This window comes from Salinibacterium sp. CAN_S4 (assembly GCF_015752305.1).
Taxonomy (GTDB): domain Bacteria; phylum Actinomycetota; class Actinomycetes; order Actinomycetales; family Microbacteriaceae; genus Rhodoglobus.
Map to the genome: position 1 here is coordinate 49,934 of NZ_JADOVB010000003.1, position 23,820 is coordinate 73,753.

Consider the following 23,820-nt stretch of genomic DNA (forward strand, 5'->3'; position numbering starts at 1 on the left):
AGATGATATTTGTGATGTTTGTTACTCCGCGACAGGGATCGACTGTGCCTTGAGGGCCGCGATCGTTTTCTCCGACCCGGCCTCGAGCGCGTCGGCCAGCGTACCGCTGCCACCCAGCGCAGCACCGAAGCCGTCTGACACGTCAGTATAGGTCTGCGTCATGGTCGGTCCCCATACGAAGTTCGGGATGACCTGGGACGAAGCCTCGGCGAAGACGTCGTAGATCTTCTGTCCGCCGTAGAACTCCTGCTCAGCGGTGAAGACCGGCAGATCGGCGCCGTCCTTCGATGCCGGGTAGAGTCCACCGAGCTCGTTCGCGAGTTCGAGCGCGTCAGGGTCGGTGTTCAGCCACAGCGCGAACTGCGCTGCCTCGTACGGGTGCTTCGATCCCTTCAGCACGGCGGTCGACGAGCCACCCCAGTTTCCGGCGGCGTCGTCGCCGGCGTTCCACTGCGGCATCTGGGCCACGGCCCACTTGCCCGAGGTGTCTGGCGCACCGCTCTTGATGGTGCTGGCGCCCCAGACTGCCGAGATCCAGGTCCACTGCTGGCCCGTGTTGAACGATGCGTTCCACTCGTCCGAGAACGAGGCGAGGGTCGAAACCTCGCCGCGGTCGAGCAGTCCCTGCCAGTAGTCGGCGACTTCGAGCGACTCCGGGCTGGTCAGGTCGACCGACCACTCTTCGCCGTTGTTCTCGAACCACTGGCCGTCGTTCTGCCAGACCATTCCCGCGAACCAGTTGACGTCGGTCTTGGGGAAGTTGGTGATGTAGGAGCCGAGCGCCTTGATCTTCGCGGCGGCATCCGCATATTCTGCCCACGTCGTCGGGACGGGGATACCGGCAGCCTCGAACAGGTCGGCACGGTAGTACATCGCGGTGGGGCCGGAGTCCTGCGGGATGGCGTAGACAGCGTTGTCTTCACCGAAGGTCACCTGGCTCCAGGTCCAGTCGACGAACTGGTCGCCGGCCGCGAGGATGTCGCCGCACTCTGCAATGTTCTCGAGCCCGTCCTGCACGCGGAAATTGGGGAGAGCGTCGTATTCGACCTGGCCCACGTCGGGAGCGTTGCCCGCCGTGATCTGGTTGAAGAAGTTCTGGTAGGTGCCGGCGTTACCGCTCGGCCCCGTCTGGAACTCGACCTGGATGTCTGGGTTGTTCTCGTTCCAGAGCGCGACGACCTGGTCCATTCCCGGAACCCAGCTGGCGAAGGTGAGTTCGACGGGACCGTCGGACGGTTCACAGCCGCCGGCGGCGGCATCCGGTGTGGCACTCGAACATCCGGCGAGGGCCAGCGCCGAGACAACGGCAGCTGCCATAGCTACCGTTCTGAGGTTGCGTTGCATGAGTGTTCCAATCGTGTGCTGTGTTCACCATCCGGGGCCGGATCGTGAGTGATGGGTTGTGATCTACTTGATGCTTCCCGCCGCAAGACCGCCGCTCCAGAACCGTTGAAGGCTCAGGAAGGCGATGATGAGCGGGATGATCGACACGAACGCGCCGATGATGACGAACGACCGGAGTTCAGGATTCTGGCCGATCGCACTGTTCCAGGAGTACAGACCCAGGGTCACCGGGAACAGGCTGGGGTCCCGCAGCATGATGAGCGGCAGGAAGAAGTTGTTCCAGATCGCGACGAACTGGAACAGGAAGATGGTCACCAGGGCTGGCGCCATCAACCGGGTAGCGACGGTGAAGAAGGTGCGCACCTCGTTCGAGCCATCGAGTCGAGCGGCCTCCAGCAGTTCATCCGGGACGCTCGAGGCGGCGTAGATGCGCGCCAGGTAGACGCCGAAGGGGCTCACGATGCTCGGCAGGAAGACCGCCCAGAACGTGTTGGTGAGTCCGACCTGGCTGAAAATGAGAAAGAGCGGCAGAGCGAGCGCGGTGGCCGGAACCAGAACACCGGAGAGCACGACATTGAACACCGCCTCCCGCCCGCGGAATCCGTACTTGGCCAGCGCGTATCCGCACATGGACGCGACGACGGTACCGAGGAACGCGCCGGCGCCCGCGTACAGCACGCTGTTCAGTATCCACTTCAGAAAGACGCCGTCGTTGTACGTGAAGAGGCCGCTGATGTTGTTCACGAAGTTCGGTATCGCATCCGGCGTGAAGATCAGGGCCGGCGTCGTCGTGAACTGACCCTGCGTCTTGGTGGACGAGACCAGCAGCCACCAGATGGGAATGAGGAAGTACAGCGTGAAGACGCCCATGATCAGCATCGCGGCGGATCGGGACAGGATCGGCTCACGCTGCGAACCGCCTGTGGTCGAACTGCGAGTCAGGCTCGGGGCGCTCATGCGAATGCTCGCTTCTGTGTGACCTTGAGGAAGACGAACGACAGCACGAACGTCGAGAGGGCGAGCACGACGGAGAAGGCCGCCGCGAGGCTGTAATTCGGCACCGAGGCCGTGGTGTAGACGGCGAGGTTGGGTGTGAAGGTCGAGTTGATAGCCGTGCTGAAGCTGCGCAGTGTTTGCGGTTCGGCCAGCAACTGCAGCGTCCCGATGATCGAGAACACGGCGGTGAGGATGAGCGCGGGTGTGACGAGAGGGATCTTGATCTGCCAGGCGATGGCCCAGTTGCTCGCGCCATCGATTCTGGCGGCTTCGTAGATCTCTGTGGGGATGGCGAGCAGGGCCGAGTAGATGATCAGCATGTTGTAGCCGACATAAACCCACGTCACGATGTTCGCGATGGACCACAGCACCAGGTCAGCCCCCAGGAACGGGATGTTCTGGGTTATCGCGCTGAACGGGGACAGTGAGGGCGAGTACAGGAAGCCCCACATGATCGCCGCGATGACGCCAGGAACGGCGTAGGGAGCGAAGAAAGCGAGGCGGAAGAACTTCTTGCCCTTCAACAGCGGGGAGTCGAGCAGCAGCGCGAAGAGCAGCGCCAGCCCGAGCATGACCGGCACCTGCACTGCGCCGAAGGCGAGCACCCGCAGCACTGAGGCCCAGAAGTCGCTGGCCTGGAACACCGCGATGTACTGGGTGAACCCGCCGAAGACGGTCGTCGCTGGACCGAAGGTTCCCGAGCGTTCCACGGTCAGGAAAGACTGGTAGATCGCGTACCCGATCGGGATGACGTAAAAGAGCACATACAGCAGCAGGAAGGGCCCGACGAAGATGGCGAGCGCCTTGCGGTGACTCAGCCTTTTCCGCGGAGTCGCGCTCGTGCCTGACCCCTGGCGGGGGGCTCGTACTGAGGTCACCGTCATAGGAATTGCCCCGATCATCGTTGGTCTGGCGCAGCGGGCGAGCCCGGTCCGGGCCCTGGATGTGCTCGATCAGCCAGCGAAGGACGCTGCCGACATGATCTCTGTGAACGCTCCCATCTTATTCACATGGATTTCTGACTGTCAACCGAATAGGGGGTGCCGCGTCGCACCGGCGGGCCGATCGCGGCACCCCCACCGCACCAGCGGGCTAGGCGGGCAGCGGCACACTTCCCGCGCTGCAGTACGAACCCGGGCTGTGTGCGGTGTGTGCCACCCGCAGCTCAGCATCCCTGTCTCCCGATGAATCCGGGCGGAACTCGTCGCTGATCCCCCAGTCGAACTGAGTGGCGTCGGGACGGGCGCCCTGATGCTCGGCCAGCCCGAGCGGCAGAAGTCGAAGGCGCTGGTCGACCCACGCGGCATCCCACGGGCCCTCGCTCATGATCTGCTCGGCCGCCCTGAACTCGTAGTAGATCGTGCGGCGCAGCTTGTTGCCCGTCACGGCCTCTGAACCGTGCACGACCATGACGTCGTGCACGAGCACGTCACCGGGCTCCATCTCGACCTGCACGACGCCGGGTGCATCCCAGCCATACGTGTCCTTGAGGTCGCAAATATCCACTGGTCGCTTGTGCGACCCTGGAGCGACACGTAATGCTCCTTCTCCGATGCGCGACGAGTCGAGGTAGACGTCGACGTTGAAGACGCGAAAGTTGCGAGGGTGCACGGCATCCTGATGCCACTCGATCGCGGCGCCGTCCCCCTCGTTCTTGAAGACGAGGGATTCGTAGGTCGGGACGAAGTTGGGGCCGGCGAGGCTCTCGGCGATGCCGAGCACGGCGGGGCTCCCGAGCAACTCGAGCGATGCGGCCTGCCCCTTGTTGTGGACGTAGTCGACGCGGAACATCACTCGCCCGATCGAGCGATTCGCGTAGTGGTAATCGACGGAGGCTGGATCGTCGGCGTCGACGGTGCGCGCGTCCTCCATCCAGGTGGTAGCGGCGGCCTGGAGGCGCGAAAGCAGGTCCGCCGGGATGCGATCGCGGAGCACGAGGTACCCGTTCTCGTCGAAACTGCGCACCTCTTCCGCGCTCAGCAGGTACGGCGCGGCGACTGTCACGGCTGGGGTGGATGGGGTCATTCGTGGCTCCTGGTTCTCGTAGACGGCGATTCGATGTGCCTATCGGCATCTCGGTGTCTCCACGCTAATGACTAGGATGTCGAAGAGATTCGGTCTGAATCTCTAATAATTCCGGGATACTCATGCACATCGATTCGAGCCAGCCGAGCTTCGGTCTCGCCAGTCAGCGATCGAGCAGGGCCAGGATGATCGTCGCGCACCAACACGACGACATCGAATTCAACATCGCACCGACCGCCATGAGCTACCGCATCGACGGCACACTGGTCGATATCCCCCCGAACCGCCTCGCGGGATTCTGGGCGGCACGACCGCACCAGCTCATCGACGACGCCCCGGAAGACTGGGTGCACTGGCTCACAGTTCCGCTCGGATTGTTCCTGTCGTGGAACCTGCCGGACGGACTGGCCGCTCGCATGCTGCGCGGCGACGTCGTCCTCTTCTCGGATGCCCCACGGGGCGCGCCGGCAGTCGACAGGTTCGAGCAGTGGGGTGCAGACCTTGCTGCTGCGAACCCCTGGACCGACGACATAGTGAAACTCGAACTCGAGGCGTATCTGAGGCGGCTGGATTTCGCACCGCTCCGCGCCGATTCCCCGGGAGCCGAGAAGCGCATTCCCGGCAGGTCGGCGCTCCTTGCAGGCCGGATGGCCGAGTTCATCTCGACCAGATCGGCGGAGCCGATCTCGGTCGCCGACGTCGCGCGGGCGGTCCACGTTCATCCGGGATACGCGATGACGGCCTTCCGCACCTCGGTCGGCACGACCATCGGCTCGTACCTCGCGCAGTGCAGGGTGGCTCACGCCCAACGCCTGCTCATCACCACCACCCTGCCGGTCCAGGAGATCGGGCTGAGCGTCGGTTTCCAGTCCGTGAGCCAGTTCTACGACCGTTTCGGTGCCGCCTGCGGAATCACACCGGGGGCCTACCGGCGGCTCCACGCACAGAACGCGGGCTGAACGGGAATGGGAACGACAAAGGCCGGCCGGAGCGAACCCCGACCGGCCTTCGATGCCGAACTAAGAGCTGCTACTTGGTGAGCGGCTCGAGGCTGTCGTTGCCCTTGTAGACCTCAGCCGCGTTGTCCTTGGTGACAACCAGCGGTGCGAGGAGGTAGGACGGGACGACCTTGACGCCGTTGTCGTACGACTCGGTGTCGTTGACCTCGGGCTCGTTGCCGGCCTGCAGGTCCTGAACCATCACGATGGCCTGTGCCACGAGCGCACGGGTGTCCTTGTAGATGGTCATGTACTGCTCGCCAGCCATGATCGACTTGACGGACTCGACTTCTGAGTCCTGGCCGGTGATGACGGGCAGCGGCTTGCCTGCGGCGACGACGCCCTCGATGATGGCGCGAGCGAGGGTGTCGTTCGGCGAGAGCACACCGTCGAGGTCAGCCGATGCGTAGTTTCCCGAGAGCAGCGTGTCAGCGCGGCTGCGTGCGTTCTGCGCGAGCCATCCCTGCGTTGCGGTCTGGGCCACGTCCGTCTGGCCGGACACGACGACGAGAGTTCCGTCGTCGATCTTCGGCTGGAGAACGCTCATCGCACCGTCGAAGAAGACTCCGGCGTTGTTGTCATCGGGCGAGCCCGAGAACAGCTCGATGTTGTACGAGTCCTTGTCCGGGAACTTGGCCGCGAGGCCGTCCAGCAGAGCCTGGCCCTGCAGTTCGCCCACCTTGAAGTTGTCGAATGCGAGGTAGTAGTCGACGGCGTCGGTGTTCAGGATCAGTCGGTCATAGGCGATGACGGTCGCGCCGGCAGCGTTGGCCGCCTCGACCTGGGATGACAGCTGTGCGCCATCCTTGGCTCCGATGATGATGACCTTGGCGCCGTTGGTGACCATCGACGAGATCTGGTTCTGCTGCTCGGGAACAGTGTTGTTCGCGGGGGCGTACTGCACGTCGGGCTTGAAACCGGCTTCGGTGAGACCGTCGGTGAACAGCTGGCCGGCGAGCACCCAGTTCTCCGAGGTCTTGTCGGGCAGCGCAACTCCGATGGTGGAGTCAGCTGCGAATCCGGCCTCTGCGCTCGCTCCATCCGTGGCGACGTCGCCCCGGCTCGAGCAACCGGCGAGGGTCAACGCTGCGATGGCGGCGAAGGCCGTCGTCGCGATAACGAGTTTCTTCATTGGTACTCTCTTTTCTGGTGCATCTGGATTATCAAAAAACCGGTCTGTCTCAGCCTTCGGGAGTGAGGTCCTTGGGCCGAGCGGTTTCCTGTGGCCCACCCGAAGGGGTGGGAGTCTGTGTGCCCTGCGGTGCGGACGCTACCGGGGCGCCCTCGAGGGTCGACTTGCGGTCGCGAGTGAGCAGCCCGATGATGGACGGCTTACCCTGGCGCTTCGAGTAGACGTCGATTCCGACGGCCAGCAGCAGGACCATGCCCTTGATGATCTGCACCCGGTCGGCTCCTACGCTCATGAGCTGCAGTCCGTTGTTGAGCACAGCAATGACGAGCCCACCGATGATCGAGCCAGCGACGGTTCCGATGCCACCGGAGACGGCGGCGCCGCCGATGAAGACCGCCGCGATCGCGTCGAGCTCCCAGCCCACGCCATCTCCGGGGCCGGATGCCACGGACCGGGCGATCCACAACATGCCGGCGAGGGCGGCGATGATCGACATGTTCGCCATGACGAAGAAGTTGACCTTGCGGATGTTGACACCGGAGAGCTCAGCCGCCCTCCAGTTGCCACCGACGGCGTAGATGTGCCGTCCGATTGTCGTGTTGTTCGTGAGGAAGGAATAGCCGAGAACCAACACGCCGAGAATAAGACCGGCCACCGGGAAACTCGTTCCGGCACGGCCCGAGGCGAACAGCAGGGTGGCCGCGACGACCACGGCGAGCACGACGGCGACCTTCACGACGCTGACCCAGAGCGGCGCCTGCTCTGCACCCATCTTGGCCTGGTTGCGACGCAGGCGACGCTCCTGCCAGACGATGGCGATGGCGACGAGGAGGCCGAGGATCAGGGTGGGGTTCGAGAAGGGGCCCGGACCGAAGTCGGGCAGGAAGCCGCCACCGATGTAGGCGAACTCACGGGGAACCGGGATGGAGGTCGAGTTGCCCACAAACTGATTGGCTCCTCGGAAGATGAGCATGCCGGCGAGCGTGACGATGAATGCCGGAACGCCGACGTAGGCGACCCACCATCCCTGCCACGCGCCGACGAGCGCACCGATGATCAGGCCCACGATGATGCCGATGAACACGGTCAGGAACGAGCCGAGACCGTCGGGAAGCCCGGGGAAGCTGAGCCCGCGCATTACCTGCGCGACGACGATGCCCACGAACGCCGCGACGGAACCGACCGAGAGGTCGATGTGGCCGGCCACGATGACCATGACCATGCCGACGGCGAGGATCAGCACGTAGGCGTTGCCATTGACCAGGTTGATGAGGTTGGAAGAATCGAGGGTCTTTCCGCCCGTGACGATCTGGAAGAAGGCGATGATGATCACAAGCGCCCCGAGGATGCCGAACTGCCGGCCGCCTCCGCTGAACATCTTGCGAAGGTCTCGGATCCCCCCGGACTTCTCCGGCTTGGTGGTCATGTCGGTCATAGCTTCGGGGCTTTCTTCTCGGTGGACGTCATGCTCTTCATCAGTGTTTCGGGGTCGGCGCGGTCGGCCGAGATCTCGCTCGTGATCGCACCCTCGAAGATCGTGTAGATGCGGTCTGAGACACCGAGCAGTTCGGGCAGCTCGGACGAGATCATGATCACGCCTTTACCCTGCGCCGCCAGTTCGCGGATGATCGCGTAGATCTCGGTCTTGGCACCGACGTCGATGCCGCGGGTGGGTTCGTCGAGGATCAGGATGTCGGGGTCGGTGAACATCCACTTCGCCAGCACGACCTTCTGCTGGTTGCCGCCGGAGAGCTTATTGACGCCCTCGTACACGGTGGGGGTCTTGATACGCAGGCTCTTGCGGTATTTCTCCGAGACCTGGTACTCCTCGACCTCGTTGACGACGTCCGCCTTCGAGATCTTGGAGAGCTTGGCCGAGACGATCGATCGCTTGATGTCGTCGAGCAGGTTCAGCCCGAGCGCCTTGCGGTCTTCGCTCACGTACGCGATGCCGTTCTCGATCGCCTCGCCTACGTTGCGAACGCGGATCTCCTTGCCGTCCTTGATCAGCTCACCGGAGAGGAAATTGCCGTAGGACCGGCCGAAGATACTCATGGCGAGCTCGGTGCGGCCGGCGCCCATCAGGCCCGCGAATCCGACGACCTCACCGCGGCGCACCGTGAAGCTGGAGTTCTTCACGACCATGCGATCGGCGGCGAGGGGGTGCTGCACGTTCCAGTTCTTCACCTCGAAGAACACCTCGCCGATGTGCGGGTTGCGCTCGGGGAAGCGGTTCTCGAGCGAGCGACCGACCATGCCCCGGATGATGCGATCCTCATCGACACCGTCGGCCTTGACGTTGAGGGTCTCGATCGTCTTTCCATCGCGGATGATGGTGATCTCGTCCGAGATCGCCTCGATCTCGTTGAGCTTGTGGGAGATCATGATCGAGGTGATCCCCCGACTCCTGAGCCCGCGCAGCAGGTCGAGCAGGTGCTGGGAATCCGATTCGTTGAGAGCGGCGGTCGGCTCATCCAGAATCAGGAGTTTCACCGATTTGTGCAGGGCCTTGGCGATCTCGACGAGCTGCTGCTTGCCCACGCCGATGTCTTTAATGAGCGTGTCTGGATCGTCGTCGAGGCCGACCCGAGCCAGCAGTTCGCGAGCCATGCTCTTGGCCTTCACCCAGTCGATGACCCCGCGCTTGGTCGGCTCGTTGCCGAGAAAGATGTTCTCGGTGATCGACAGCAGCGGGATGAGCGCGAGCTCCTGGTGGATGATGACGATGCCGGCGCCCTCGCTCTGGCGGATGTTGCTGAACCGCACCTCGGCGCCCTGGTAGATGATGTCGCCCGTGTAGCTGCCATAGGGGTAGACGCCGGACAGCACCTTCATGAGGGTGGACTTGCCCGCGCCGTTTTCTCCACAGATCGCGTGGATCTCTCCGGCCTTGACCGTGAGGGTGACGTTATCGAGTGCTTTTACGCCGGGGAACTCCTTGGTGATGCCGCGCATCTCCAGGATCGTCGGCTCATTAGTGCCTGCCAACTCCACAGCGTGACCTCCGCGTCATGGCTTTACACGAGATATTCAGTGCAATGCGCCTTGGAGAATCTAACCCCGCGAGGGCTTGGCGTCAAATAGTGAAGACAAGACAGACCAAATCGTGATCTTGATGCAATCTCCGAGGGGTATTTGTTGTCTAATCCGCATTCCACATCCGCGGAAACACGGCACAAGGGTAGGATCTCGATGTGCAGAGCCGACACCCCACGCCGGGTTCGCAGACTTCACTACGCGAAGCCAATCGCGCTCGAATCGTCGAATCCCTCAAACGCCACGGCCACCTGACCCAGGTGGAACTCGCGGGCGCGACGGGGCTGTCTGCCGCGACGATCTCCAATATCGTCAAGGAACTGTCGGGTGCCGGCGTCGTCAACACGGCCGCCACCTCCCGCAGCGGTCGCCGCGCGGTCGAAGTCACGCTCGCCAGGCGACAGGGACTCGTCGCGGGACTCCACATCTCGAAACGGCACCTGCGGGTCGCCATCTCCGACGTCGACCGCACGGTGGTCGCGGAGAACCACCTGCCGCTGGCCGTGGACCACCGGTATGACCGGGAGCTGGATCGTGCCGCCCTGCTCATCGGCGACATGGTCGAGGCACTCGATGCCAGCCTGAGCGATCTGCTCGTGCTCGGAATGGCACTCCCCCATCCGACCGACCCGGCCACCGGGATCATCTCCACTCCTGGGCTCATGCGCGGGTGGGACGGCGTCGCGATCGCGGACTCCATGAGTGAGCGCATCCAACTGCCCGTCTTCGCCGACACCGAGGCCAACCTGGGCGGGCTCGCCGAACTCAGATCGGGCGCAGCACGAGGTTTCACCAGCAGCGTCTACATCAGGGTCGGCTACTCCATCGGTGGCAGCCTGCTCATCAACGGCTCTCCATACCGGGGTGGATCGGGCCGCGCGGGCGAGGTCGGCCACGTCATGATCGACCCGCACGGCCCGCTCTGCGCGTGCGGCAACAGGGGCTGCCTCGAGGTCTTCGCCGGTGGCCCGGCTCTGCTCGAACTGTTCCGGGGAGATCCGGGGATCCACCGCCTTCGGGACCTGCTGCTGCGAGCGGAAGCCGGCGACTCTAGGGCCGGCAGGGCGATTGCCGACGCCGGTCGCCACATCGGGGCGGCCGCCGCCACGGTCAGCACCCTCTTCGATCCCGAGCTCGTGGTCATCGGAGGCGAGATGGCGGAAGCGGGGGAACTTCTTCTCGCACCGTTGCGGCACGAGCTGGAGAGGGCCACGATCGGGGCGCACGCCCCCGACGTCGTCACGGGAACGCTGGGCGACAGGGCCGCCGTGCTCGGGTGTCTGGCTGCAGCGATCGATAACGTAGGTGCCGAGTGGAAGCCCCAACTACGATGACCAGCACGGAGTTCGACGGAGCGGGAACCATGAACGAGGCGCAGAGTCGCACCGAGGAGAAACCGATGATCCAGGCATCGCCTGCTGCAACGACGCAGCCGACAGTGCAGCCGACAGTGCAGTCGACCGTACAGCCGCTCGTCTCGATGACCGGCATCAGTAAGAACTTCGGCGCGATCCGCGCCCTGACCGGCGTCGATCTCGAGGTGTATCCCGGCGAGGTCGTCGCACTCGTCGGCGACAACGGCGCGGGCAAATCCACGCTCGTGAAGATTCTGGCCGGGGTCTTCAAACCCGACGGGGGCAGCATCAGCCTCAGCGGCACGCCCGTGATCATCAGCAATACTGCCGAAGCCTACGATCTCGGAATCGCCACGGTGTTCCAGGATCTCGCGCTGTGCGACAACCTCGACGTCGTCAGCAACCTCTGGCTCGGTCGGGAACTGAATGTGCGCGGCGTGCTCGATCATGTCGGAATGGAGACCCGCTCGTGGGCGCTGCTGCGCGAACTCAGTGCGCGGATCCCTTCGGTGCGGGCACGAGTCTCGACCCTGTCAGGTGGCCAGCGGCAGACCGTGGCGATCGCACGGTCGCTGATCGGTGAGCCGACGATCGTCATCCTGGATGAACCCACGGCAGCGCTGGGTGTCGGCGCTGCCGCCGAAGTGCTCAACCTGATCGAGCGACTCCGCGAGCGCGGCCTCGGCGTGATCGTCATCAGCCACAACATCGCGGATGTGCAGGCCGTCTCAGACCGGATCGTCGTGCTGCGCCTCGGGCGCAACAATGGCCACTTCCACACCGACGACGTGACGAACGAGATCGTGATCTCCGCGATCACCGGTGCGTCAGACTACTCCCGCTGACCAGCAGCACGAACGGCAGCGTCACGAACGACGGATGCCCGGCCGCAAAGCCGCGGCCGGGCATCCGAACGCTACTGAGGGTCAGCGACCGCCCGAGCGGCGCTTGTTGAACACGTCGAAGGCGACCGCAAACAACAGCACGAGCCCCTTGACCGCCTGCTGCCATTCGATGCCGATGCCGAGGATCGACATACCGTTGTTCAGCACACCGATGATCAGGCCACCGATGATGGCGCCACCGATCGTGCCGACACCACCCTGCACCGCGGCTCCACCGATGAAGGCTGCGGAGATGGCTTCGAGCTCGAAGCCGTCACCGGCCTTGGGCCCTGCGAGGTTGAGTCGCGCGGTGAAGACGAGTCCGGCGAGAGCCGCGAGCACACCCATGTTCACGAAGATGTAGAAGTCGACCTGGCGGGTCTTCACACCACTGAGTTCTGCCGCGTGGCGATTGCCGCCGATCGCGTAGATGTGGCGACCGAAGACGCTGCGGTTGGTGACGATGCCGTAGATCATCACGAGCACGGCGAGCACGATCAGCGTGACGGGGATGCCCTTGAAGGTCGCCAGTGCGTAGGCGAAGGCGCCGACACCGATCGTGACGATGACGAGCTTTCCGACGAACCAGGGAAGCGGCTCGACGTCCTGGCCATAGCTCTCGCGAGCGCGACGGGTGCGCAGGCTCTGCACGACGAACGCGATAATCGCGATGGCGGCGACACCCATGGTCAGCGGATCGACAGCGAACTCACCGAAGACATTGGTCAGGAAGCCGTTACCCAGCGCACGGTACTCGGCCGGGAACGAGCCGATGTTCGTGTTACCGAGCACGACGAGCGCGAGCCCGCGGAATATGAGCATGCCGGCCAGGGTCACGATGAACGCCGGTATTCCGACGTACGCGATCCAGAATCCCTGCCAGGCGCCGACCAGCGCTCCGATCAGCAGCGACAGCAGGATGGCGGCCCACCACGGCATGCCGGCATCACGGATCAGCACGCCCGACACGGCGCCGACGAACGCGGCCACCGATCCCACCGACAGGTCGATGTGGCCGGCGACGATCACCATGACCATGCCGATCGCGAGGATCAGGATGTACCCGTTCTGCACGATCAGGTTGGAGATGTTCTGCGGGCGCAGCAGGATCCCGTTGGTCAGGAAGGAGAAGAGCACCACCACGGCGATAAGCGCCAGAAAGATGCCGTTCTTGCCGAGGTCGGTGACGATATGACTGATGGCCGTGGTCGCACGGTTCCGGGGCGGGCCCACCTGCTCGGTGAGTTCGACGTTATCGCTCATTGTGTGTGCTCCTAGTACGTGGCGCCCCGTTAGCGGGGAGCCTCCATGGTCATGAGTTTGAGGAGGGCTTCTGGATTGGCCTTCTCGATGGGCAGTTCACCGGTGATCCGGCCCTCAGAGATGGCGTAGATGCGGTCGCAGATCCCGAGGAGCTCTGGAAGCTCCGACGAGATGACGATGACGCCCTTACCCTCTGCCGCGAGTTTGTTGATGATGGTGTAGATCTCGTACTTGGCGCCCACATCGATACCGCGGGTCGGCTCATCGAGGATGAGTACATCGGGGTTCGAGTAGATCCACTTGCTCAGCACCACCTTCTGCTGGTTGCCGCCCGAGAGCTTCCCGGTCTTCGCCAGCACGGTCGGCGCCTTGATGTTCATGCTCGTGCGGTACTCGTTGGCGACCTTGAACTCTTCGTTGTCGTTGACGAGTCCGAGGCTCGAGAGCCTGTCGAGGGCCGCCATCGAGATGTTGCGCTTGATGTCTTCGATGAGGTTCAGCCCGTACTGCTTGCGATCCTCCGTGGCGTAGGCGAGGCCGTTCTTGATCGCTTCGGAGACCGTGCGGGTCTGGATCTCCTGCCCGTTCTTGAAGACCTTGCCCGTGATGCGGCTGCCGTAGCTGCGGCCGAACAGGCTCATGGCGAACTCGGTGCGGCCGGCCCCCATGAGGCCGGCGATTCCGACGATCTCGCCGCGACGCACGTTGAGGTTGACGTTGTCGACCATCACGCGGGTCGGATCCTGGGGGTGGTGTGCCGTCCAGTTCTCGACGCGGAGGATCTCGTCACCGATGTGGGGAGTGTGGTCCGGGTAGCGGTGCTCGAGATCGCGACCGACCATGTCCTTGATGATGCGCTCTTCGGTGACCTCTGACTTCTCGATGGTCTCGATCGTCTTGCCATCCCGGATGACCGTAACCGAGTCCGCGATCTTCTTGATCTCGTTGAGCTTGTGGCTGATGATGATCGACGTGATGCCCTGTTCCTTCAGGTGCAGGATCAGGTCGAGCAGGTGATCCGAGTCGTCATCGTTCAGTGCTGCGGTCGGCTCGTCGAGGATGAGCAGCTTCACGCGCTTCGAGAGGGCTTTGGCGATCTCGACGAGCTGCTGCTTGCCGACACCGATATCCATGATCCGCGTCGTGGGATTCTCGCGCAGTCCGACGCGGGCGAGCAGCTTGGCCGCCTCGTCGTTGGTCTTGTTCCAGTCGATGAGGCCGAGCGCGCCCCTGACCTCGTTGTTCAGGAAGATGTTCTCGGCGATCGACAGGTACGGGCTCAACGCCAGCTCCTGGTGGATGATCACGATGCCGACGGATTCGCTGTCTCGAATGTCTTTAAATGACACGACCTCGTTCTCGAAGACGATGTCGCCCTCGTACGAGCCATGCGGATAGACCCCGGACAGCACCTTCATCAAGGTGGATTTGCCCGCGCCGTTTTCACCGCAGATCGCGTGGATCTCACCGCGACCGACCTCGAGGGTCACTTCCTGGAGAGCTTTCACGCCCGGGAACGTCTTGGTGATGGAACGCATTTCCAGGATGTTGGTCGTCACAGGCTTTTCCGGCTTCCTTGTCGATCGGCTTGATGTGGATCGTAGTGCTGATGGGAGCCGGTGGCGGGGATTGACTCCCCGCCACCGGCGATGGTGGTGCTTCTCAGACCTGGATTACAGGCCGAGCTCCGCGGCGGTCCAGTATCCGGTGTCAACGAGAGCGGACTCTACGTTGTCCTTGGTCACGGGAACCGGGCCGAGGAGGAACGACGGGACGATCTTGACCTTGTTGTCATAGGTCTCGGTGTCGTTGATCTCCGGCTCGTCACCGTTCAGCACGGCGATGGCCATACCAGCGGCGACCTTCGCAAGTTCGCGAGTGTCCTTGAAGATGGTCGCGTACTGCTCGCCCGACAGGATCGCCTTGACCGAGTCGACTTCAGCGTCCTGGCCCGAGATGATCGGCCATTCTGCGCCTACCGAGTAGCCGGCGTCTGTGAGCGCGGAGATGATTCCACGCGAGATGCCGTCATACGGTGAGAGAACAGCGTTGACCTTGCTGCCGTCGGAGTAGTTCGCCGTGAGGAGGTCTTCCATGCGGCTCTGCGCCTCTGCGCCATCCCAGCGGAGGGTTGCAGCCTGCTCGATGTCGGTCTGCGTCGACTTGACGACGAGGGTTCCGTCGTCGATCAGCGGCTGGAGGACATCCATTGCGCCGTTGAAGAAGAAGAACGCGTTGTTGTCGTCGAGTGATCCTGCGAACAGTTCGATGTTGAACGGTCCGGCGGGAGCGCCGTCGATCGGGGTGCCATCGAGCTCGGCGAGACCGAGTCCGTTGAGGACCGACCATGCCTGCTGCTGGCCGACGAGGAAGTTGTCGAACGTCGCGTAGTAGTCGACGTTCGGCGAGTCCACGATGAGACGGTCATACGAGATCACGGGGATGTCGCTGTCCGCTGCGGTCTCGAGCACGCTCGTGAGAGTCGTGCCGTCGATCGCCGCGATGATCAGGGCCTTGGCGCCCTTGGTGATCATGTTCTCGACCTGGCTGACCTGGGTGGGGATGTCGTCTTCTGCGTACTGCAGGTCGACGGTGAAGCCCTGGTCTTCGAGGGTCTTCTTGAGCGCGTCGCCGTCGGCGATCCAGCGCTCTGAGGACTTCGTCGGCATCGCGACGCCGATGAGGCCGCCGTCTCCGCTTCCGGCGTCGCCGCCGCCACCATCAGCTGCCGGTGCGCAGGCCGCGAGGCCGACAACGATGGCAGCTGCAGAGACGAGTGCGAGTGCAGTTCTCTTCTTCACTGTGTTTCCTTTCGATTAATGGACGTCATTGTCGTTTCTGGTGCAATGCGCTCGATCTCGTCCATGAAGATCGGGCCTCTGGCCAGGACGGGCCCTGGGGAGTATGTGGGGACGTTCACGCCATCGACCTCTGGGCGGACTGTCCGTAGACGTTCTGGTAGCGGTGGAAGAGCGCGTCGATCGCGACCTGCGGGATGGGGATGGTCTGGCCGCCGGCCCTCGCGAGCTGGACCGTGCGCGCGACGTCTTCGACCATGACGGCAGCCTTGACGGCATCGCGCGGGCTGTGCCCGATGGTGAACGGCCCGTGGTTCTGCATGAGCACGGCGCGCGAGCGGTGGCCGGTGAGGGTCTCTACGATGCCGCGGCCGATGGAGTCGTCACCGATGATCGCGAAGGGACCGACGGGCACGTCGCCGCCGAACTCGTCGGCCATGGCCGTGATGATGCAGGGGATCGCCTCCCCGCGGGCGGCCCAGGCCGAGGCATACGGGGAATGGGTGTGAACAACCCCGCCGACCTCAGGCATGTTCCGATAGACGTAGGCGTGAGCAGCGGTATCGCTCGAGGGCTCACGGTCGCTGCCCGGCGTGTTCGCGATGACGACACCGTCGAGATCGCACACGATCATGTTCTCGGGGCTCAGGTCGTCGTACGAGACGCCACTCGGCTTGATCACGAAGGCCTCGGCGCCGACCACGCGACCCGAGATGTTGCCGCCGGTCCAGACCACGAGGTTGTTCCGGACGAGCTCGGCGTGAAGGGAAGAGACCTCTTCGCGAGCCCTGGCGATGGCGACTTCGACCTCGGGAGAGAACGCGCTCATGCCGCTGCGCTCTTTCGCTCGCCGAGGTGGGACATGAGACTCCGTTGTCGTGGTGATGGTCGTTATGCGAAACGATGTGACCGTTTCGCATTACGAGATTGAGAATACACGCGAAACGATCACATGTGTCAAGATGCGAAGATCACCGAATGATCACGATCGGCGCGGAGGCGCCGTCGTCGATCGGCGAACCACGAGCTCTGGCATGATCTGATCGTGGGTGGCGGTGCCCCCCTGAAGTTCCGTCAGCAGAAGGGATACGGCCCGACGCCCGATCTCGGGAAAGTTCTGGCGCACGGTCGTCAGCGGCGGGTAGAAGTGGGCCGCCTCGGGGATGTCATCGAATCCGACGACGCTCATGTCTCCCGGCACGCTGAGGCCGGAATCCCAGCAGGCGTGGATGAAGCCGAGCGCCATCTGGTCGTTGCCGGCGAACATCGCCGTGAAGTCCCTGAAGCGCAACAACTCGAGCCCGGCGTAGTAACCGAAGTGCGCGCTCCAGTCGCCGAGGATCGGAGCCCGCGTGCGCAGGTCGCCGTCGCTGAGCGCATCGAGGTAGCCCTGCATCCTGGCCTCGGCCTCGATCCAGTCCTGGGGGCCCGAGAGATGCATGATCTCGGTATGCCCCAGGTCGATCAGGTGCTGGGTGGCGAGCCGACCTCCGGCCACCTGGTCGACCGACATGCTGCGATCCCCGCCGAGGTCGGCATTCTGGAGGGTGATGTACGGCACGGTGATGTCGAGTTCGCGGATCGCCTCGAGCACCCGCACCTGGGGCGCGATCACCACGATCGCTTCCACTGCCTGCATCTGCAACTGGTCGAGCGCGGCCTTGATCGACGGGTACTCGTTCGACGCGATGCTCGTGATCGTGATGCGATAGCCGGCATCCCGAGCCGCGTGTTCGATCGCTGTCACGCTCGTGGTCGGCCCGTAGTCGGCGTTCTGGGCCGTCAGTACGCCGATCGTGCGGGAACGGCTCGTGACCAGGGCGCGCGCAGCCTGGTTCGGTCGGTAGCCGATCTCGTCGATGGCATCCAGCACCCGCTGCTTGGTCGACTCCCGGATGCTTGCGTGCTCGTTGAGCACTCTCGACACCGTCTGGTACGACACTCCCGCGAGGCGTGCGACGTCGCGGATATTGGGCGCCCGAACCTTCTCTGGTTCCACCTGACTCGCTCCGCGCTTCGTTGCTTGTGTACGTTCACATTCCGGTCCTATTATGCACGGGCGGGACCGGGGACACGACGGCGCCGAAGCCGGAGCGCTACAGGGTCTGGTTCAGACGGTAGTACGCGGCGTTCCAGCGGACCTCGTTCTGGAAGCCCCTGACCGTGGTGTCCTTATCGATGACGAGCAACTCGGTGGAGGCCATATCCGCGAAATCGCGGAACACTTCCACTCCCACCTGGGTCGACATGACGGTGTGGTGAGCCGCCCCGGCGGTGAGCCAGGCCGCGGCGGAGGTGGCGAAGTCGGGCGCGGGCTTCCACACCGCGCGACCGACCGGGAGATTCGGCATGGGCGCATCCAGAGGCACATTCTCGACCACATTGGCGACCAGGCGGAACCTGTCACGCATGTCGCTCATCGCGACGACCACGGCAGGGCCGGAGTCTGCGGTGAACACGAGTCGCACCGGGTCTTCCTTGCCGCCGATGCCGAGCGGGTGGATCTCCAGGCTCGCACGCTCGGTCGAGAGCGACGGGCTCACCTCGAGCATGTGCGCCCCCAGGATCTTCTCCTCGCCGGGCGTGAGGTGGTAGGTGTAGTCCTCCATGAGGCTTGCACCGCCCGGCAGGCCGGCTCCCATCACGGATGCCACGCGCACCATGATCGCCGTCTTCCAGTCGCCCTCGGCACCGAAGCCGTAGCCGTCTGCCATGAGCCTCTGCACCGCGAGGCCCGGCAGCTGCCGGAGGGCGCCCAGGTCTTCGAAGCTCGTCGTGAACGCCGAGAATCTTCCGGCCTCGAGGAACGAGCGCAGGCCGAGTTCGATGGCGGCGCCGTAGCGGAGCGAGTCGTGACGCGCCCCACCCCTGCGCAGTTCCGCGACAACGTCGTACTGCTCCTCGTACTCGGCGACGAGTGCGTCGATGTCGGCCTCGGAGGCCGAGTGCACGGCATCCGCCAACTCGTTGACGCCCCAGGTGTTGACCTGCACACCGAACCGGATCTCGGCCTCCGTCTTGTCGCCCTCGGTGACGGCGACGAATCGCATGTTGTCACCGAACCGCGCGAGCTTCATGTTCTGCGCTGCGTCCCAGCCCGCCGCGGCCCTCGACCAGTCGGCGATCTGCGCGACCACCGCGGGGTTGGACACGTGGCCGACCACGGTCTTCCGCGCGATGCTCATCCTGCTCAGGATGTAGCCGTGCTCACGGTCACCGTGTGCCGCCTGGTTGAGGTTCATGAAGTCGAAATCGATCTCGTCCCACGGCAGCGCGACGTTGGCCTGGGTGTGCAGGTGCAACAGCGGCTTGGTGAGCGCGCCCAGTCCGTGGATCCACATCTTGGCGGGGCTGAAGGTGTGCATCCAGGTGATGACGCCGATGACCGAGTCGTCGGCCGACGCGTCGATCATCGCGCGGCGGATTGCATCGCTGCTCTTGAGCACGGGCATCCACCTGATGGTCACCGGAATGCCGTCGGCGCTGCCGAGAGACGCCGCGACCTCCTGCGACTGCTCGGCGACCTGGCGCAGGGTCTCCTCGCCATACAGGTCCTGGCTGCCGGTGAGAAACCAGACGACCTTCGTCGACAGGTCGGGAATGATGCTCGTGCTCATGGGGGTGTCCTTTGGTTAGAGCGCCTGCGTGGCGGCGCGCTCGATGGCGAGTCCCGCGCGATAGCGGGTGAGATAAGAAGCGAAGCCGGCGACGTCATCAGGATGCGGCTCGGCAACGGTGACGCTCGCGCCCAGGAAGACCCGCGACTCGAGGTAGTCGGAGAGCGAAAGCTCTGCGCCCGATGCCGCGTATGCCGCCAGCACCGCCATGCCCCACGGGCCACCCTCCGACGCTGTCTCCGCCACCGATACGGGCGAGCCGAGAGCCGCGGCAAGGAATCGCTGAGCGACTCCCGCGGTGCGGAACACCCCACCATGAGCGAACATGCGGTCGAGCTCGACACCCTCGTCGTCGAGGACTGCCATACCGATGCTGAGCGTCGCGAAGACGCCGTACAGCTGGGCCCGCATGAAGTTCGCGAGTGTGAAGCTGCTGTCGTTGGAGCGGACGACGAGCGGTCGACCCTCGTCGAGCCCCGCGATTGGTTCGCCGGCGAGCTGGTTGTAGGCCAGCACACCGCCGGCATCCGCCTCCCCCGCGAGAGCCTCGCTGAAGAGCGCCGCAAAGGCCGTATCGGCGTCGACGGGAACGCCCGCAGCCTCGGCAAAGCGCCGGAAGATCGACACCCAGGCGGCGAGCTCGCTCGCACCGTTGTTGCAGTGGACCATGGCGACCGGATCACCAGCGGGTGTCGTGACGACATCGAGCTCGTCGTGCACCTTCTGGAGCGCACGCTCGAGCACGACCATGGCGAAGATGCTCGTGCCAGCGCTCACGTTGCCCGCACGGGGTGCCACCGAGTTGGTGGCGACCATGCCCGTTCCCGCGTCACCCTCCGGCGGGCACAACAGCACCCCAGCGCGCAGCACACCGCTCGGGTCGAGCAGCGCTGCGCCGGCGGCAGTTAGCTCGCCGGCCGGGCCGCCCACGGAAAGAATGTCAGGAAGAAGACCTGCAAGCCGAAACTGGGGTACACGGCCGACGACGAGCTCGTCGAACGTCGAGACCATGCCCGAATCGTAACCGCGCGTGGCATCGTCGATGGGGAACATGCCAGAGGCATCCCCCACACCGAGAACGCGCTGCCCCGTGAGCTTCCAGTGCACGTAGCCGGCCAGGGTCGTCACGAACCGGGTCCGGGCGACGTGCGGTTCACCGTCGAGCACAGCCTGGTAGAGGTGGGCGATCGACCAGCGCAGCGGGATGTTGACGCCGAACGCGGTGGTGAGCTCGGTGGCGGCCTGCGCCGTCGACGTATTGCGCCAGGTACGGAACGGAACGAGCAGCTCATCATCGTCGCCGAACGGGAGATAGCCGTGCATCATCGCCGAGACTCCGATGGCCCCGAAGGTCTCGGGACGCACGCCGTAGCGCGACTCCACGTCGTCGGCGAGTGTCGAGTATGCCGCCTGGACCCCGGCCCAGACGTCGTCGAGGGCGTAGCTCCAGCGTCCATCCACCAGCTGGTTTTCCCACGCATGCTCGCCGACCGCCAGCACCTCGGAAGGGTCTTCCCCGACGAGACAGGCCTTGATCCGCGTGGAGCCGAGTTCGATTCCGAGCGCGGTGCGCCCGGCCCTGATTGCGTCTGCGGTCATCGTCGTTCGTCCGTTCCCTGGCCATACACATTCTGGTACCGGTCGAAGAGGCGATCGATCGCGTCCTGGGGGATCGGGATGACCCCGCCCGACTCGCGGGCGAGGTGGACTGTTCGCGCCACATCCTCGACCATGACCGCAGCTTTGACCGCGTCTTTCGCCGAGCTGCCGATGGTGAACGGCCCGTGGTTCTGCATAAGCACAGCACGTGACCGATGGCCCGTGAGGGTGTCGACGATGCCGCGGCCGATCGAGTCGTCACCGATGATCGCGAATGGCCCGACGGGAATCGGCCCGCCGAACTCGTCGGCCATCGCCGTGATCACGCACGGGATTTCTTCGCCTCGGGCCGCCCACGCGGTCGCGTAAGTCGAGTGGGTATGCACGACTCCCCCGACGTGCGGCATGTTCCGATACACGTAGGCGTGGGCTGCCGTGTCGCTGGAGGGCGATCGCTCGGAACCCGGGGTTCCCGCCACCACCTCACCGTCGAGATCGCACAGGATCATGTTCCCGGCCGTCAGTTCGTCGTAGGAGACTCCCGATGGCTTGATCACGAAGAGATCTGAGCCCGGCACCCGGCCCGAGACGTTGCCGCCGGTCCAGACGATCAGCCCGTATCTGACGAGTTCTGCGTGCAGTTCCGCGACCTCGGCGCGCACGCTGGCGATGGACTCCGCTACAGCGCGGCTAAAGCTCGTCATGAGCGTCGATGTTACCGTTCACATCGCCTCGCGGCAACCCACGCGCGGCCTGGGGAGCCGCGGTGTGCGGCGGGGCCGCGGATGCCCTGAGCACGAGTTCGGGCTCGATGAGGGTGCGGTGCGGAACGTCCCCGCCCTCGAGCTCCGCGAGCAGCGTGGCCACGCTCAGAGTGCCGAGTGCGCGGAAATCCTGACGGACAGTGGTCAACGGAGGCAGGAAGTGCCTCGCATCCGTCACATCGTCGAAGCCGATGACACTCACATCCTGCGGAACCCGGATGCCCCGCTCGTGCAACGCGTGCATGAGTCCGAGTGCCATCCGGTCATTGGCCGCAAAGACCGCGGTGACCGTCGGATCCATCGAACCGCCGAAGGCGTACCCGGAGTCCGAAGTCCAGTCGCCCACCACCGGTTCGCGCGCTCGAAGGCCGGCCCGCTCGAGACACTCCCGCCACGCGCGTTCCCGGCCGCGAGCATCCAGCCAGTCCAGCGGGCCCGCCAGGTGCAGGATCTCGCGGTGACCGAGATCGATCAGGTGCTGGGTGGCGAGTGCAGCGCCCATCCGCTGGTCGACCGAGACGGTGAAGAAGTCCTCCTCGGGCTCGGCCTTGACGACGAGGGTGGGAATCCCGCTCGACACCTCCCGTAACAGGTCGATCGAGGAGGTGCGGGGCGTGATGAGGCACAGCGCATCGATTCCGATCGACATCAGGTTCACGAGAGCGTCATGTGCCGTCACGGAGCGATCGGCCGACAACGCGACGGTCGAGACCGTGTATCCCCTGTCGTGCGCGGCATCCTCGATGGCCCGAAGCGTGCTCGCCGGGCCGAATTCGATGACGCTGTCGACCACGACACCGATGCGGTTGGATTTTCGGCTGGCGAGCGCCCGCGCTGCGCTGTTAGGGCGGTAGTTGAGCTCACGCATCACCTCCAGCACACGCTCCCGGGTTGCCGGCGCGATGCTCGGATGCTCGTTGAGCACCCTCGACACCGTCATATGGGAGACGCCGGCCACCGCCGCAACCTGGCGGATGTTGGCCCTGGGCCCACCCGACAGCGCCGTCATACCCCGAAGCCCGTCATGCCCCGAAGTTTAGTCAGCCCACGACCGCGAATGCCCGCACAGGGAACGTGCCGAAGCCCTCGAACGCGGGCGGTGCGGCCGTGAACCTCGCGCCGGATGGCGGCAGCTCCCCCAGGTTCGTCAGATGTTCGACCACGTGGATGCCCGCCGCCAGCAGCCCGGAATGCACGGGTCGCTCACCCCCCGACTCGGTGTCGTCGACATTGAGCGAGTCGATTCCGACGAGCAGCGCCCCCTGTTCGACGAGGTACTCCGTCGCGTCCACTGTCAGGTACGGTGCTCCAGTGGAATAGGCGGGGGTCGCGAAATGGCGGTCCCACCCGGTGTGGACGAGCACCGCGGCCCCACCCACATCACGGTCGAAGAACACGCTCGCCGGCACACCCCTGTTCGTGGCATCCTGCACATGAAATACCTCGGCGCGCAGGCCTACCAGCGTCGCGAGATCGAGCCCGGCAAGGTCGGCACCGCCCTCATACCGGTGGTACGGGCTATCGAGATAGGTGCCGGTGTTGCCGATCATGGTGACGATGTCCATGGCGAACTCGGTGCCGGGCGCGTAGTGCGCGCGTGATGCGGCACGAGTCAGGTGCGGGGTAACCGACGGGGCCGGGAGACCCGGGTAGGTCACCAGGCCGTCGCGGATGACATGGCTCAGGTCCACGACGCGGCCAGGCTGTTCGATGGGCTGCGTCTCGATCCCTCGCGAGCCGCGGTGCTTCTCTGCCACGACCACAAGGTCAGAGATCCGTACGGTGGAGACCAGCGCCAGTCCGAGGTGTCGCACGAACAGACGACCGACGGTGAGCGGGTCTGTCACGCGGTCGGGCAGATCGATCCTGAAGCCGTCGGCTCGAAGCGATCCGCCGTTGACGAATTCGACCACTGCGTCGAAATGTGCTCGGTATTCAGGCACGGTGACCCCTTCTGCAACCAGGATCGCGTCAATCCCCACCGCAAGACTGCCGTCCGTTGGTCTCAC

The 23,820-nt window shown here is 64.5% G+C and carries 20 protein-coding genes; 3 read left to right on the plus strand and 17 right to left on the minus strand.

The features are described from left to right. Positions 1 to 21: 21 nt before the first annotated feature. The 4 genes from IWX81_RS09250 to IWX81_RS09265 form a co-directional block, all read right to left on the minus strand. The gene (locus IWX81_RS09250) at positions 22 to 1,317 is read right to left on the minus strand and encodes an ABC transporter substrate-binding protein (RefSeq protein ID WP_334593687.1); all 1,296 of its coding nucleotides are present in this window, start codon (positions 1,315 to 1,317) and stop codon (positions 22 to 24) included. A gap of 90 nt (positions 1,318 to 1,407) precedes the next feature. Further along, complete coding sequence (locus IWX81_RS09255) at positions 1,408 to 2,301, minus strand: carbohydrate ABC transporter permease (RefSeq protein ID WP_199281048.1); 894 nt, start codon at positions 2,299 to 2,301, stop codon at positions 1,408 to 1,410. After that, positions 2,298 to 3,224, minus strand: a complete 927-nt coding sequence (locus tag IWX81_RS09260; protein WP_199281049.1) for a carbohydrate ABC transporter permease — start codon at positions 3,222 to 3,224, stop codon at positions 2,298 to 2,300. Before IWX81_RS09260 ends, IWX81_RS09255 begins: the two co-directional genes overlap by 4 nt. A 208-nt stretch (positions 3,225 to 3,432) precedes the next feature. Continuing rightward, positions 3,433 to 4,365 (minus strand): phytanoyl-CoA dioxygenase family protein, encoded by a 933-nt coding sequence (locus IWX81_RS09265; protein WP_199281050.1) that lies wholly within the window; start codon positions 4,363 to 4,365, stop codon positions 3,433 to 3,435. A gap of 122 nt (positions 4,366 to 4,487) precedes the next feature. On the opposite strand from IWX81_RS09265, the gene IWX81_RS09270 reads away from it, so the two are divergent. Further along, on the plus strand, positions 4,488 to 5,324 hold the full coding sequence (locus IWX81_RS09270) for a helix-turn-helix domain-containing protein (protein WP_199281051.1): 837 nt from the start codon (positions 4,488 to 4,490) through the stop codon (positions 5,322 to 5,324). A 70-nt stretch (positions 5,325 to 5,394) separates the two neighbouring features. Here the strand turns inward: IWX81_RS09270 and IWX81_RS09275 are convergent, their stop codons facing one another. The 3 genes from IWX81_RS09275 to mmsA (IWX81_RS09285) are packed head-to-tail and all read right to left on the minus strand — an operon-like array spanning position 5,395 to position 9,450. Beyond that, positions 5,395 to 6,495: a substrate-binding domain-containing protein gene (locus IWX81_RS09275; RefSeq protein WP_199281052.1), complete on the minus strand. Its 1,101-nt coding sequence runs from the start codon at positions 6,493 to 6,495 to the stop codon at positions 5,395 to 5,397. 49 nt (positions 6,496 to 6,544) lie between these two features. Continuing rightward, positions 6,545 to 7,930 carry an ABC transporter permease subunit gene (locus IWX81_RS09280; protein ID WP_334593692.1) on the minus strand — a complete coding sequence of 462 codons (1,386 nt, stop codon included), beginning with the start codon at positions 7,928 to 7,930 and terminating at the stop codon, positions 6,545 to 6,547. Next, on the minus strand, positions 7,927 to 9,450 hold the full coding sequence (gene mmsA / locus IWX81_RS09285) for a multiple monosaccharide ABC transporter ATP-binding protein (RefSeq protein WP_199281274.1): 1,524 nt from the start codon (positions 9,448 to 9,450) through the stop codon (positions 7,927 to 7,929). Before mmsA (IWX81_RS09285) ends, IWX81_RS09280 begins: the two co-directional genes overlap by 4 nt. 239 nt (positions 9,451 to 9,689) lie before the next feature. On the opposite strand from mmsA (IWX81_RS09285), the gene IWX81_RS09290 reads away from it, so the two are divergent. Together IWX81_RS09290 and IWX81_RS09295 are read left to right on the plus strand one after the other, a co-directional pair. After that, positions 9,690 to 10,865, plus strand: coding sequence for an ROK family transcriptional regulator (locus tag IWX81_RS09290; RefSeq protein ID WP_199281053.1), 1,176 nt, complete (start codon positions 9,690 to 9,692; stop codon positions 10,863 to 10,865). 146 nt (positions 10,866 to 11,011) lie between these two features. Next, a complete protein-coding gene (locus IWX81_RS09295; protein WP_334593889.1) occupies positions 11,012 to 11,731 on the plus strand; it encodes an ATP-binding cassette domain-containing protein in 720 nt (239 codons plus the stop codon). 81 nt (positions 11,732 to 11,812) lie between these two features. On the opposite strand, the gene mmsB is transcribed toward IWX81_RS09295, so the two are convergent. The 10 genes from mmsB to IWX81_RS09345 form a co-directional block, all read right to left on the minus strand. After that, a complete protein-coding gene (gene mmsB, locus IWX81_RS09300) occupies positions 11,813 to 13,033 on the minus strand; it encodes a multiple monosaccharide ABC transporter permease (RefSeq protein WP_199281054.1) in 1,221 nt (406 codons plus the stop codon). Positions 13,034 to 13,062: 29 nt separating this feature from the next. Beyond that, on the minus strand, positions 13,063 to 14,592 hold the full coding sequence (mmsA, locus tag IWX81_RS09305; RefSeq protein WP_199281055.1) for a multiple monosaccharide ABC transporter ATP-binding protein: 1,530 nt from the start codon (positions 14,590 to 14,592) through the stop codon (positions 13,063 to 13,065). A 114-nt stretch (positions 14,593 to 14,706) separates the two neighbouring features. Next, the gene (gene chvE / locus IWX81_RS09310) at positions 14,707 to 15,834 is read right to left on the minus strand and encodes a multiple monosaccharide ABC transporter substrate-binding protein (RefSeq protein WP_334593695.1); all 1,128 of its coding nucleotides are present in this window, start codon (positions 15,832 to 15,834) and stop codon (positions 14,707 to 14,709) included. Positions 15,835 to 15,949: 115 nt separating this feature from the next. Continuing rightward, entirely contained in the window at positions 15,950 to 16,660 is a 711-nt protein-coding gene (locus IWX81_RS09315; protein ID WP_199281056.1) for an L-ribulose-5-phosphate 4-epimerase, read from the minus strand. A gap of 153 nt (positions 16,661 to 16,813) precedes the next feature. Further along, entirely contained in the window at positions 16,814 to 17,830 is a 1,017-nt protein-coding gene (locus tag IWX81_RS09320) for a LacI family DNA-binding transcriptional regulator (RefSeq protein WP_199281057.1), read from the minus strand. A 97-nt stretch (positions 17,831 to 17,927) separates the two neighbouring features. Further along, positions 17,928 to 19,448, minus strand: coding sequence for an L-arabinose isomerase (araA, locus tag IWX81_RS09325; RefSeq protein WP_199281058.1), 1,521 nt, complete (start codon positions 19,446 to 19,448; stop codon positions 17,928 to 17,930). Positions 19,449 to 19,463: 15 nt separating this feature from the next. Continuing rightward, positions 19,464 to 21,047, minus strand: coding sequence for a xylulokinase (locus tag IWX81_RS09330; RefSeq protein ID WP_199281059.1), 1,584 nt, complete (start codon positions 21,045 to 21,047; stop codon positions 19,464 to 19,466). Next, the gene (locus tag IWX81_RS09335; protein ID WP_199281060.1) at positions 21,044 to 21,751 is read right to left on the minus strand and encodes an L-ribulose-5-phosphate 4-epimerase; all 708 of its coding nucleotides are present in this window, start codon (positions 21,749 to 21,751) and stop codon (positions 21,044 to 21,046) included. The genes IWX81_RS09330 and IWX81_RS09335 overlap by 4 nt, the downstream gene beginning before the upstream one ends. Next, a complete protein-coding gene (locus IWX81_RS09340) occupies positions 21,738 to 22,820 on the minus strand; it encodes a LacI family DNA-binding transcriptional regulator (protein WP_199281061.1) in 1,083 nt (360 codons plus the stop codon). The genes IWX81_RS09335 and IWX81_RS09340 overlap by 14 nt, the downstream gene beginning before the upstream one ends. A 31-nt stretch (positions 22,821 to 22,851) precedes the next feature. Next, on the minus strand, positions 22,852 to 23,754 hold the full coding sequence (locus tag IWX81_RS09345; RefSeq protein WP_199281062.1) for a cyclase family protein: 903 nt from the start codon (positions 23,752 to 23,754) through the stop codon (positions 22,852 to 22,854). Positions 23,755 to 23,820: the final 66 nt, after the last annotated feature.